This window comes from Arthrobacter sp. CAN_A6, assembly GCF_015751715.1.
GTDB lineage: Bacteria > Actinomycetota > Actinomycetes > Actinomycetales > Micrococcaceae > Arthrobacter_D.
The window spans coordinates 1-12,420 of the sequence record NZ_JADOUV010000025.1 but is presented as its reverse complement, the minus strand read 5'-3'; the positions used below and the strand labels follow the sequence as shown (position 1 = coordinate 12,420).

Genomic DNA, 12,420 nt, shown 5'->3' with positions numbered 1-12,420 from the left:
GACTGGACATGATTACTGGATTCCTGATTCTCGCCCCACGCGATCAAACGGACTTGCTACGAGCCCCTGGTACCGTTCCAGCCTGACACGTAGGGGATTCGACGCGTGTGAGTGCCATAGTAGTGACATAAAGACGCCATAAAGCGTCATTGCCGGCTCGCCAGCTTGGCGGGAAATTGAGGCGAAACTCGAGGGCTGCGCTGGGGACTTTCCGCTTGAGGTCTTGTGTTTTGAGGTGCTGTTTTGGTCGAGCAGTTGTCCAACAGCCTGTTGGACAACTGCTGCTCCTGATGCCACGGGCCGTGGCGCAATCGAGCTGATAGCAGTGCGGTCAATTTGATCGTGGGGCTAGTCGTTCCGCCACTGCAGCCCGAGAAGGCGAAACGCCTTCATAAGTTCTGGTTCGTCGCCCTCAAAACTTCTGTGGGTTGTACCTATAACTCGGGGGGAGACCTGTGGATCACCTGGACGCTCGAAAACAGCCCATAGGGTTAGGTCGTCCCCGTGGCGGGAAGTAAAAGTGACACCGTCAAAGTCAGTGGTCTCGTAGAGCCACGTTGCGACGCTCTGCGTTAGTCGTCGTGGCCGGGCATCCTTCAACGCCGCGGCATCAAAGTCGGTCAGCCCCAACGTGAGGGCCAAGCCGATGAAGTGCGGATACAGTGCCGCGACACTGGCGGATGCGGTCACCGCACAGAACTGGCCGCGCAGTGTTCCCGAAGCGACTTCACGCGGATCAAGCCATTCCCGCGGTACCAGGCCGGGGGAGAGGGTCGGGTGCAGGTCCCGGTCTGCTTCGTCCTCGACGATGTCGTCGAGTGCCTGTGCGAGGCGCGGATCTCTCCGGAAACCCGCGAGGACCTCGAGCAGGCATGCGAGGAGGCTCGAGCCGGCATAGATGGTGCGGAAGGTCCCGTCGACGTCGTCCCACCGGCCCGGGAACCGACCGTTAGTCGCCCACTCCCAACCGCTCCACGCCCATGGATCGGGCCGAAAGCCTATACGCCACACTGTCTGCGAGGCGGTGGCCTCGGACAATGTTCGGGGGGTCACTGATTAGCCTGCTGCGGCGAAGGCCCGGGCGGCTGCCAGAACCGACGGACCTGCGTCCTCAAGTTGTCCTTCGCGTAATAGCCGCGCGGGGGGCACGTCGTCGAGCTGCGGGTTCATTCCCATGAACCAGGCTTGAACGACGGGAGCGGCATCGCGTTCATGGATCAGCGCTGCCACGTGATAGGCGCTGCGAAGGCGGTGCATAACATCCATCGATGGTCTTCGCTCACCCTCAGCCCACTGGCGCACGGCCCGGGTTTCCTTCACCGAGCCCAGATACGCCACCAGTTTGGCGCCCAACAGATCCCGCAGCTCACGCACCAGCTCATCGTCCGGAAGACGAATGGAATCCCTATGAGCCCTGAGATCTGAGCGTGCTCCTGCTACAGCTGTCATGAATCCATGATCCCATAGAAGGCCTATCCAATCTACAATTTGAGCACACCAACAATCACACCTGAAATCACCGATATCCTCTGTTATGTAAGGTAGCGGTTCGGAAAGGGGTCAGGGACCTCTCCTATCCGGTGCTCTCCGAGCTGATCTGGCCGAAGGTTGCGGCATGTTCGTCCGCCGCCGGCAGGGCCCGTTGTACGTTGCTGCATTGATATAGCAGCGCGTCGCTTTGGTCTGGATCCTGTCATGGGAATCAAGTTTGCGAACGCCGCCGGTGAGTGGATCTATCCGCTCCCGCCACACCAAGACGAAGCGGAAGACTGACGGGCGAGGGGCGAGCATACAAAGGGGGCGACCATATGGTCGCCCCCTTTCTGCATTTGGCTCCGCGCACCATGATTTAGCCCAGGCCGAAGTCCCTTTCCTTCACGCGCTCTGGTTCAGATGAGTCCCGGCGACGGGACGGGCGATGCTTGGCCCTCACCGCTGCTGAGGGTGGTGTGCCGTTGCTAAGGTCGGCAGCCAGCACTGCGGCTACTCCTTCTCTGCCGACCTCTGTCGTTCCAGCCCGCTCCATTAGATAGTCCGCGAGCCGCGCCCTGCGATCGCCGGAGTCCCAGTGCTCCTCAGCGCTGGCAGCTGCGTTCTGTGTGTCGACGTCGTTCTGCAAATTCCCGGTAACAACGGCCGCTGACTGCCGTTCAGCTTCTGCATGGTCACGCTGCGCGTCCCGGTCCGCTCTGGTCCGCTCCCCATCTGTCGTGCCACTGTGCTCGGTGGTCCCTCGAGACGAGAGCCCGTGCTCATCGAGGTAATCCTCGGGGGTCAGGTCGTATCGTGTCTTGATTTCTTCGTGCATGTGTTCGCGGGACAGGCGAGCCATGTCATCGAAGGGTTCCCATTGCTGCGCCAGGGCGTACTGTGATGCGACGTCCTCGGGCTTTGCTGACTCCCAGAACTGCGGTTGATAGACGGCACCGAGCTGCGTGCGCATCACGGCGCGCTCGGCCTCGAAACGTTCCTCGAGCTGGCGTCGCTGCGCTTCCTGCGCCCGCAGGATCTGCTCATTGCGCTCCGCTCGCTGACGGGCGAGCATTTCACCGAGGCGACCGGCAACAGCCAACGCGGACTGCAGTTGAGGCCGAAAGAGACCCTCGGCTCCGTCAGGTGTGTCGTGATTCATTCGCTATCTCCCTATCCCTTGGTCCGGCATATGCAGCTCTGTCTCGTAGTCCTGTGTGCGCCTCTGCGTCCTCTGCGACGGTTTCGCTTCCGAGAGCGCCGGCAATGCCTTCCGCTGCACGCCTGCTGCGGTCTCAGGTGCTGGGAGTCGTGGTTCGGGAACATCGGGAAGCGGTGCTCCCACGATGCTCAGGTGCTCCGTTACTGTCTCGTTGAGCAGGCGCGCTTCACGGAGGTCGTTGTTGCTGCGCTGCATGTCGTGGAGCGCGCGGATTGTGCGCAGCATTTGCTGCATGATGAGCGTCTGCGCGACCGGTGACGGTGCGGTGGCGGCCGCGAGGAGGAACGATGTGGTGCCGGCCATCCGTAGTCCTGGCTTCACAGGTTCGCTGATGGTGATCCCTGATCGGTGAGCGGACCGCGCAAGGACACGTGAAGCGTGCGCGAGGGGCCCTGGCTCTGCTTCTGTGGCTTTCGACCAGGCACCGAAGACTCCGGAGGCTTCACGGGCGACATGCGCCCACGTCTGGTGATCGTCCACTGCTACTGACGACATGACGCGCCGGGCCTTGGCCATGTCGAGTGCGAGCTTCCTGGTCGCGACCTCATCGACGGCCAAACCTCCGACCATCGACGCGCGAGTGCCACGCTTCATGTCCGGACCTTGCCTGTGCACAATTCTTTGCTGGCGCTTCGCTGCCCACCATTCCTCGGCTGCTTCCTGGGATGCTTCGGGGGTGTCAGTCCAGGCTGTGCGCAGCGCTGGGAGGGTGAGGTCTTTGGCGAGTTTTCCGCCGCCGAACCAGACCGGGTCCATGCCCCTGGGTGGTCGCTCGGCTACCGAGTAGCCCGTGACGACTGAGCGGCCGCCGTCCGCGAAACGCGCACTGATCAACAGTTCCTGGCGTCGTAGCCGGCGCACGAACTCAGCTTCCGACAGGGACGCGACCGCGCTGGAGCGGACGGTCCGCTCGAGGCGGTGACGTGCCGGTTCCTTTGTGCTTCCAACTTGGCGGTCTGCCAGTTGCTCGGCCGGCTTCAGTCCTCGCTCGGAATGCTGACCGAGCTCCATGAGGCCAAACTGCTTTTCGAGGCTGCGGGCTGCTGTCTGTGCCTTGGGGAAGTCCGACCAGTCACTCCATTTGGTCCCGTCCTCACGGACGCGCGAGGCAACGATGTGAATGTGGTCATTGCCCGCAATACTTGTGCCGTGGTGCACGGCGACCCACTGGCAGGGCGCCTTGCCTCCGGCATCGGTGAAGCCCATGTCCTCCATGAACTTCTCAGCCATGTCCGCCCATTCACGGTCGCTCACGGGCCGCTCGTCGGCGCGCAGCGACAGTGAACAGTGCCAGACGTGCTGGTCCATCTCGACGTCATTAATGCGTTTATTGAGGTCCACTTCCTGCGCAACCAGGACGGCGGACTGATCGTTGAGCTGGGCATCATCGAACCAAGACATAATGACCGGGCTACCCGCGACCAGGTGCGGATCGGTGTGCTCATTGCGCTTCCCCGGTCCAACGAGATACTTCATCAGACCGACGGTGCGAGAGCCCTTCGTGATGTTCGGAATCACGGCTTCAACTCGTACATCTTCGCTTCGATCTGGCGCATCAGCACGCGGGCGTCCTGTACGGCAGCCAGGGCTTCGTCCTTGACCTCGCCTGTGGCGTTCGCGTGGCGCGCCAGCTGGTTCATGTTGTTGGCCGCCGCGCCAATCAACCGGCGGATGGTCAGCAGGGTCACGACCTCCTGCTTCCGCACGGTCAGCACGGCCGGGTCTCCGGAACCGAGGGCGGCATCCACGAGGATCGCGGACGGCGACAACCCGGTCTGAGCCTCCAGCCGCAGCAGCTGCGCACGCTCCATCTCGGACATTGAAACCCGCACGTACACGGTCTTTCCTTCGATGCGCTTGCGCCGGGAAGACCACACGTGCCGGCGTCCGGTACCGGATGCCCGCTCTGAAGGAGTTGCAGTTGGTTCCTGATCGTGGCTCTCGCTCCCCTGCTCAGTCACGGCTCGTACTCCCCCGCCCTTGATCCTCTGGCCCAGCGCAGCGCCCCTCCAGCGGAGGCCCCACATCCCCAGTGTGCCATCGCTCAGCCGCAGGCGCCAGCGGCGAACCGCGTTTATGGCACATAAACGCATAGCTTGCTCCGCAGGTGTGTGGGAAGTCTGTTGATTGGCGGTTTGTGCCGGGTGGGGTGTTCGAGGTTTCGGCAGACGCTTCGCGTCCGGATTGACCGACCGGCTGCGCCGTTCCGTTTCGGCTGGTGAATGTACTGTCCGCCCTTCTCTTGCTCCGCAGGTGTGTGGGAAGTCTGTTGATTGGCGGTCTGTGCCGGGTGGGGTGTTCGAGGTTTCGGCAGACGCTTCGCGTCTGGATTGACCGACCGGCTGCGCCGTTCCGTTTCGGCTGGTGAATGTACTGTCCGCCCTTCTCTTGGCAAGTCTCCGAAGCCGGCTTTCGCGGCATATCCTCGCTCCGCTCCGGTATTCCACGGTCCGACCTCTCCAACGTGCCAATTCACTTCGCGTCCAAGTGATGACGGCGTTGCCGAAAGGAACGGGTGCAAAGATGAAAGCGGGGACCGAGGTGGGCGCGATGATGTCACCGAAGGACGTGGCTGGGATGTACGGCGTGACAAGTACCGAGCTTGCCCGGTGGCGACGTACCGGCGACGGTCCTGCCTTCTTCGTGCTCGGACGGAATACGGTCCGGTACGACGCCGATGATGTTGCGGAATGGTTCAACGACGTCTTGAACGCACACCTTCATGACTACCCAGCCGGACGCTGAGAGTAGCTACTCATGACGAGTGTCCACGCACGGCGATAGGGTGAAGAGCATGACTACCATCGACCTCGAAACCACCAAAGACCAGGCACGCAAACTCCTCGACTCGCGTATCGAATCCGTCACCAACCTGGTGATCGCACGCAAGCGAGTCGACGAGCTGCGCGAACAACTCGCCACCGCCCAACGCGAGGACAAGAAGGCATACGTCCGCGCCACCAAAGACGGCTGGAGCGAGGACGAACTGAAGAAGCTCGGGCTCGAAGCCGGCGGAGTGGCCAAGCGTCGGTCGCGGCGAGCCAATGCCGATTCCGGCATCGCTGAGGGACCCGCCGAAGCCACCACGACGAACTGACCCGTAGACGATAGGAAGAGGGAAGGCTCCTACCGTAGGTAGGAACCTTCCCTCTGTCATTCACTGGCCGATTAGAGTTCCATCCCTTGGTCCCGGTCTCGATCCGGGTCAACGTCCGGGGTCTGATCAGCCTCACGCGAACGGCCCGTTGGATCAGGCGCTTTGCCTGGCTTCGGAGGATTAGGGAAGCTCGATCGCATGTGTCGCTTCAACTCGTCCAGCTCGGGCGTGAGGGACGTTTGTGCGCCGTCCTCACCCCTCATCTCACGATTGACTCGCTCAACATCCCACTTAGCCTTGTCGAGTGCGTCCGTGTACTTGAACGGTTGATTCAAAGCGGTCGCTGCATCCCGGTATTCCTGACGTGCTTCCTCCAACTGTCGCTCTCGCTTCCCCACCTCATCCGGTAGACGCGTGACTTGATTCTCCAAACGTTGGATAACACCCACGGTTGGGAAGAGTACGTCGTTACGTTTAAGTTCCACGGCTACACCCGGCGCCCCCTCGATCTGCATCTCTACGCGCGAGGCTCCTATCTCGACCATGTTCGCTTGACCCTGAACGAATCGAACGTCGTGGCCACCGATGGAAGCCATCACCCCAAGGTCCTTCGAACCGGCAATGGGTGGTCGGCCGGCGGCATTGGTGCTGGCCCATCCGCGCAGCGCATCCACCGCGTCGGTGCGCTTGTCGAAAGTGCGCCCGTTCATGGTCATGCGGAATGCATCCGCACCGACGTCGGGCGTGGTGCGTGCAGCTGCTTCCTTCAGCGCCGGCAGCTCCGTCGCCAGAACCTTGCCCCTGACGAGCGCCCCTTCTTTGCGGCGAGAAAGGGCTGCCTGGTTGCGGTGCCACCCTCGTTCGAGACGGTGCAACCGGGTCAGTTCCTGATCGGCTTTCGACTTCTCCAAGATGAGCGGGTTGCCGCTGGAGATGGCTTTGACCTCTGCGAAGGACAGTGTGTTGTCCCCTATGTCCTCGATCTCGCGGACATCGAGTCTCCCGCGCATGATCTGGTCGATGAACTTGCTCTTGCGCTCCAACGTCTGCCACATGAAGGTGTCGAACGAACCCTTGGTCACGACCTGCGAGATAGCGACCTCGGGGTTCTGGTTACCCTGCCGAATGATGCGCCCGTGACGCTGCGAAACATCAGCCGGCCGCCAGGGCGCGTCAAGGTCGACCAGGTGCACTGCACGGGCCTGGATGTTCGTGCCAACGCCCATCTTCTGCGTTGACCCGACGAGCACTGCGACGTCGCCGGTACGGCAGGCCGCGAACAGCCGGCCCTTCTCGGCATCGTTCTTCGCCTCGTGCATGAACCGGACTTTGCTCTCGGGCACCCCGTGTTGCACCAAGTCCTCCCGCAGCTGCTCGTACACGTTCCACTTGTTCGAAGGTGTACCAAGGTCACAGAACACGATCTGCAACGCACCCGGGTTCGGGTGCGGATCCCCCGACTCGGGGTCCTCATAGATGCGGTCCTTGTTCTCCTCGTACACCTTCGCCAACAAGTCCGCTGTGGCGCTGATCTTCGTCTCCCCGACCATGGCGTCCAGGTCCGGGTCAACCAGCCGCATGTCCAGTGCAGCCTTCCGACCATCACTGGAAATCTTCAGCATGTTGTCCTCGGTCGGATCAACCATGCGGGCCTGGATCTTCTCGGCGCGCTCCGCGATGTCCGCGATGTACTCCTCGAGCTCGATGGTCGGCTCCACAGCAATCATGCGCGGCAGGCGTCGGCCGTCCTCACGTTCCTCAATATCGGGAACCGGAAGCTTCAACATCTCAGCGGTCTTCACATCCGCGAACGTGTGGAACATCTTCAGCAGCTCCGGCACGTTCTGGAACTTCGAGAAACGTTCCTTCATCTTGATACTGTCACCGCCGGCAACGGTCATCTCCATCTCGGAGACCACCTGACCGAACGTCGCAGCCCACGTATCAAAATCGTGGATGCCAGCCTGCTCCAGCAGGTCCGGGCGCAGGTACCGCTGCATCACGTACATCTCCGTGACACTGTTGGCGATCGGCGTCGCCGTCGCACCGGTCATCACGCGATCGCCATGAACACTGCGCAGGTACTCGACCTTCGCGTGAAGGTCCGATGCACGCTTGGAACCGTCGATCGCAGCGTCCTGAATATTCGAGGCAGTCGAGAGGTTCTTGAAGTCGTGCAGCTCGTCCACGAAAAGGTAGTCGATGCCGGTCTGCTCAAACGTGATTCCCGGATCAGCGGGAGTCTCAAGGAGCCGCTTGATCTTCTCCTCATCGGACTGCAGGCGCGCCTCAAGCTTCTTGACGCTCATCGCCTTGCCGCCGTTTTCGATAGCCCGTTCCTTGGCGGCCAGGATTTCCTGGCGCTTCCGATCGACCTCGCGGGTGAGGTACTCAGCCTCGGACTCCGCAGAGAGCGGAATGCGCTCGAACGCGGTGCGGGTCATGATGACCGCGTCCCAGTCGTTCGCGGCCGCGCGGGCGACGAACTGCCGGCGCTTGTCACCGGCCAGGTCAGCCGATGACGCGGCGAGGATCTGCGCCTGCGGGTAAAGCTGCAACCACTCACGGGCGAACTGATCAAGCATGTGATTCGGCACGACGACCGCTGGCTTGCGTGCCATGCCGAGCCGGCGAAGCTCCATGGAACCCATGACCATCTCAGCTGTCTTACCGGCACCCACTTCGTGGAAGAGCCCTACGGACGGCTCGGAAATCATGCGTGCCACAGCGGCACGCTGATGCGGGCGCGGGGTCCAGCCCTTCAGCAACCCGGGCAGGGAGAGGCGTTCACCTTCGACCGTGTAGTCACGCAGCACGAGGGAATTGAACCGGCGGTTGTACTCATCGGTAAGAGCGATAGCGCGGTCCGGGTCCTCCCACACCCACTCCCCAAACCGGTCCTGCATCAGCTGGGCTTTCTCCTGCGCCGATGCTGTCTCGACAGGGTTGAGGATGCGGCGCTGGCTCTGGGGATCGGGGTCGGGGTCGGTGACCTGCACCCGCTTCTGCTCGAGCAGGTTCTTGAAGATCTCACCGGCCGGCATCCGCTCAGTGCCCCAGTCATTGCGGGCCGTGAAGCTGTACCTATTCGCCTGCACATCCCAGTTCGCGCCGGTCACCCGGTCCACGCGCGCCTGTCGGTCACGGGTGATCGTTTGGAGGAACTCCTGGTGTATCTCGGCCGAGATCCAAATGGACCCGATGCGGGCCTCAATTTCGTCCGCACCCAACGGCAGCGGCATAGCTGCCTTCAGGTCTTCGACGTTACGGGAGAACCGTTCGTCCTCAGCTGCCGCAACTGTGGCTGCGTCAAGTTTCTCGCGGATGTTGCCGCTGAGATACTCAGCACGTGTCTCCATGACCCCGGGCTCGCCGGGAATGTCGTAGACCAGCTCCCCCAGTGCATCCCTCGCTGCATCTGGTTCAACACCCAGCAGTTGGGCTATCTCGGTGAGGTCGACCTCGCCCCTCGTATCGAGGGTGACCGCAAGGGCCTCTGCTGGCGTATCCACGCCACGGATGGGCTGGCGCGGCTGGACCTGGCGCCCACGCTGCAACGCTGCCGGGGATGCCGTCTGACTGGCCTCATCGAAGCGCTCCAAGGCAGGGACGATCGGCCCGAAAGGGTCGTTGCGCAGCAACGCCACCGCCTTCGGCGTCACCCTGGCCATGATGTCCTCGCCCGCCTCAGTGAACTTCCCAGTGCGGCGCTCGGAGAACCGGTTGATCGGTCCGTAGGTGTCAACGTAGGTGCGGTACGACTCACGCAGACTGTCCCTCTCAGCCTCCAGCTCCGGGGTGTCCTCGACGTTGCTCGCCTCAAGCGAGAGCACGGAACGAGCGAGGTCGCGCAGAAGCAACAGGGAACGTAGTTCGCGGGCTTGCGTGCCGGGCACCTTGAGCGAGGCGAGTGAGCCGTCGAGGTCCACCTGCGTGAAGGTTCCGTCCGGTTCGGCGGTGATGTGTCCGACCTGCAAGTTACTGCCCGCCAGCACGATGGCCGCAGACTCGATAACCTGCCCCGCCTGACGCTCCGTCACTCCACTGCCGGCATCAACGGCTACCTGTGCGATGTCCTGCAGCTGACCGTGAAGCTGCTCCGGAACGGAGCGCAGGTCCTCGCTGCGGACAGTGAGAGTCGCAGAGCCGTACATGCCGTTACCCACCACGGGCTCACCCAGCACGCGCTGCGGATTCTCGATGAAATAGGCGTTCATGCGGGCGATGTCCTGGCCAGAATCCTGCCCGGCGTCGTCCCCTACCGAGATGGCACGGGATTCCAGCCACTGCGAGCTGAGCGCTTCCTCGCCCGGGAGTCGCTTGCGGAAGATCAGGACATCGGTCAACGCATCAGTACCGGCGGCCCGGCGGTGCGCACCCGTGGGCAGCCGGACGGCACCGAGCAAGTCGGCCGTCTCGTAGATTTCACGGCGAGCTGCCGGGTTCTGCGCATCCATGGTGAACGCTGAGGAAATGACACCGACGACACCGCCGGGCCGGGTGAGGGCAAGGGATTTGATGATGAAGTGGTTGTGCATCGAGTGATTGCCCGTGTTATGTCGCGGGTCATGCAGCCTGGTCCTGGCGAACGGGACGTTACCGACGGCGGCGTCGAAGTACCCGCCGGGAAGACGCGTGTCAGCGAAGGACTCGGCGCGAATGTCAGCGTCCGGGTACAGCGCCTGGGAAATGCCGGCGGTGATCGGGTCCAGCTCCACACCGGTCATGGTCGCAGGTTCGGGGGCGAGCCCGATGAAGGTTCCGGCACCGGATCCCGGTTCCAGGACGCGGCCGCCGTCGAAACCGAGCGTGTTGAGGGTCTGCCAGATTTCCGTGGCGAGGGAAGGATCGGTGTAGTGCGCGTTGATGACAGTACGGTTCGCGGCCCGGTACTCGTCCTCGCTCAGCAGCTCGCGTAGCTCAACCCGGTCCGCCTCGTACTCAGCACGGCTCTCATCGAAAACCTCGGCAACACCGGTAGCTCCCCAACTCCCCCACCGGGCCAACACATCGCGTTCTGCTGCGGTGGCCGCACGGTCCTGCTCCTGCAGCTCACGCAGGACCCGCAACGCAGCGACATTCGCTTGGAAGCGCGCACGCGCCCCTGACGGGGCTAGATCGTCCTGCCGCGCAGGAATGAATCGGTGATCGGGTACAGCAGGGGCTACTGGCGCTGGTTGTCCCGGTCCAGTTCCTCGGCCCTCAGATTCTCCAAGTCCTCCTGATACCCGTGGTTGAACGATTGGATTATCTCGTGCATCAGACGCGTCGACTCCGGCATCTCCTCGTCCGAGTCGTCGCCCTCCGTCTCCGTCTCGTCCGGTGTCAGCATCTCGACTCGGACTATCTCCTCGGCCTGCATCCTCGAGGCGTTCAGCCGGCCCACCTTCTCCAGGTACATCTCGCCCTCCGGGTCCGGGCCCGCGATCTGGTACTGCAGCTCCCCTACCTGGCGCATCGCTTCCTCGCCCAGCTTCCGGAACCACTCCTCCGGGTCCGGAATCAGGGCGTACTGCGACGGCGCGGTCATCTTCCATGTCTCCTGCGCGAACTTGCCGTACTTGTTCATCGAGAACCTCCTCTGGTGGTGCGAAAAGAAATGCGTCGAGACTTGCTTGACCATCAATCTGGTTGCGCTTGCTTGATCGCGCCATCGGACGTCCCCCTGATGCCGGTAGAAATACTGCTTCCACCGTACCCAGCACCCGCGAGACCGTCTGTGCGCAGCGCGCGAATGATGGTCGACCGATGTACTTTGAACTTCTTTGCGATCGACTCGACCGTCTGCTTTTCCTGGTCCCGGAGTCTGCGGGCCTCCACGACGTCGTGCGGCTGCAGCCGTGGCGGCCGGCCACCCTTTCCCGCGGCGACAGCGAGGCCGGCCTTGGTCCGCTCCCGGATCAGCTCACGCTCCATCTCCGCGACGCTCGCGATGATGTTGAACATCAGCCGCCCCGATGGGGTCGTCGTGTCGATGCCCTCGGACAGAGACCGGAACCTCACGCCGCGTTCGTGCAGGGCGTCCAGCAGGTCCACGAGCCCGCGCACTGTGCGTCCAAGGCGGTCAAGTTTGGTCACCACGAGAGTGTTGCCAGGCTGCAACGCGTGTAGGCACACCTCCAGCTGCGGGCGGGCCATCGTCGCACCGGACCGACCATGGTCGGCGTAAATGTCGTAGCAGCCAGCGTCGACCAGCTGTTGACGCTGTGCCTCAAAGTTCTGATCAACCGTTGATACTCGCGCGTACCCGAGCATCACACCCTCAGGCACCGACCTCGGTTCCTCGACACCCTCAAGGCGTCCCGGTCGATCCATGTCGTCCTCCCCCAGTCCCGAGGGTCGCAGAATCCGACTCACCCTCGCGTTACGACAATACATGTTTCGCACTTGGTTTGTGATCCAAGTGGACGGCGTTTTCGCATGTCTCTGTTGTTGTCGTTTTTCGAAGTCGTTTGCACGGAATGTCCGAAGCCGTCTGCACTCAGCCCCAAATGCGGAGTGCCGTACGCGCAGGTTGAAAGCTGACGTGACTCCAACGGGACTGCCCAGACTTTGGTTGACACGGGGGGTGGGTGGTCTCTAGGCCGCGTGTGCGGCTAAGTAGATTGTCTCAAACTCGACCGGAGTGAGC

10 protein-coding genes are annotated in these 12,420 nt (G+C 62.5%); 2 read left to right on the top strand and 8 right to left on the bottom strand.

What is annotated here, in order from left to right:
* Positions 1-348 precede the first annotated feature (348 nt).
* From IWX75_RS16965 to mobC, 5 genes are all read right to left on the bottom strand, one after another.
* Positions 349-1,053, bottom strand: coding sequence for an RES domain-containing protein (locus IWX75_RS16965; protein WP_051478709.1), 705 nt, complete (start codon positions 1,051-1,053; stop codon positions 349-351).
* Between the two features lie 3 nt (positions 1,054-1,056).
* Positions 1,057-1,374 carry a hypothetical protein gene (locus IWX75_RS16960; RefSeq protein WP_196823432.1) on the bottom strand — a complete coding sequence of 106 codons (318 nt, stop codon included), beginning with the start codon at positions 1,372-1,374 and terminating at the stop codon, positions 1,057-1,059.
* 475 nt (positions 1,375-1,849) lie between these two features.
* Positions 1,850-2,632, bottom strand: a complete 783-nt coding sequence (locus tag IWX75_RS16955; RefSeq protein WP_196823431.1) for a hypothetical protein — start codon at positions 2,630-2,632, stop codon at positions 1,850-1,852.
* A 3-nt stretch (positions 2,633-2,635) separates the two neighbouring features.
* Positions 2,636-4,210 carry a relaxase/mobilization nuclease domain-containing protein gene (locus IWX75_RS16950; RefSeq protein ID WP_196823430.1) on the bottom strand — a complete coding sequence of 525 codons (1,575 nt, stop codon included), beginning with the start codon at positions 4,208-4,210 and terminating at the stop codon, positions 2,636-2,638.
* The gene (gene mobC / locus IWX75_RS16945; protein ID WP_334684444.1) at positions 4,207-4,653 is read right to left on the bottom strand and encodes a plasmid mobilization relaxosome protein MobC; all 447 of its coding nucleotides are present in this window, start codon (positions 4,651-4,653) and stop codon (positions 4,207-4,209) included. The genes IWX75_RS16950 and mobC overlap by 4 nt, the downstream gene beginning before the upstream one ends.
* Positions 4,654-5,215: 562 nt before the next feature.
* Between mobC and IWX75_RS16940 the strand changes: the two genes are divergently transcribed.
* On the top strand, positions 5,216-5,437 hold the full coding sequence (locus IWX75_RS16940) for a helix-turn-helix transcriptional regulator (RefSeq protein WP_334684443.1): 222 nt from the start codon (positions 5,216-5,218) through the stop codon (positions 5,435-5,437).
* Positions 5,438-5,486: 49 nt separating this feature from the next.
* On the top strand, positions 5,487-5,789 hold the full coding sequence (locus tag IWX75_RS16935) for a hypothetical protein (RefSeq protein WP_196823429.1): 303 nt from the start codon (positions 5,487-5,489) through the stop codon (positions 5,787-5,789).
* 71 nt (positions 5,790-5,860) lie between these two features.
* On the opposite strand, the gene IWX75_RS16930 is transcribed toward IWX75_RS16935, so the two are convergent.
* From IWX75_RS16930 to IWX75_RS16920, 3 genes are all read right to left on the bottom strand, one after another.
* Entirely contained in the window at positions 5,861-10,858 is a 4,998-nt protein-coding gene (locus IWX75_RS16930) for a helicase-related protein (RefSeq protein WP_334684442.1), read from the bottom strand.
* 95 nt (positions 10,859-10,953) lie between these two features.
* Positions 10,954-11,358 (bottom strand): TnpV protein, encoded by a 405-nt coding sequence (locus tag IWX75_RS16925; protein WP_196823428.1) that lies wholly within the window; start codon positions 11,356-11,358, stop codon positions 10,954-10,956.
* Between the two features lie 53 nt (positions 11,359-11,411).
* On the bottom strand, positions 11,412-12,044 hold the full coding sequence (locus IWX75_RS16920) for a recombinase family protein (RefSeq protein ID WP_334684445.1): 633 nt from the start codon (positions 12,042-12,044) through the stop codon (positions 11,412-11,414).
* Between the last annotated feature and the right edge of the window lie 376 nt (positions 12,045-12,420).

Excerpts from the sequence above, each read along its gene's own strand:
- IWX75_RS16955 (WP_196823431.1), bottom strand. The coding sequence starts at position 2,632 with ATGAATCACGACACACCTGACGGAGCCGAGGGTCTCTTTCGGCCTCAA.
- IWX75_RS16920 (WP_334684445.1), bottom strand. The coding sequence starts at position 12,044 with ATGCTCGGGTACGCGCGAGTATCAACGGTTGATCAGAACTTTGAGGCA.
- IWX75_RS16925 (WP_196823428.1), bottom strand. The coding sequence starts at position 11,358 with ATGAACAAGTACGGCAAGTTCGCGCAGGAGACATGGAAGATGACCGCG.
- IWX75_RS16940 (WP_334684443.1), top strand. The coding sequence starts at position 5,216 with ATGAAAGCGGGGACCGAGGTGGGCGCGATGATGTCACCGAAGGACGTG.
- IWX75_RS16935 (WP_196823429.1), top strand. The coding sequence starts at position 5,487 with ATGACTACCATCGACCTCGAAACCACCAAAGACCAGGCACGCAAACTC.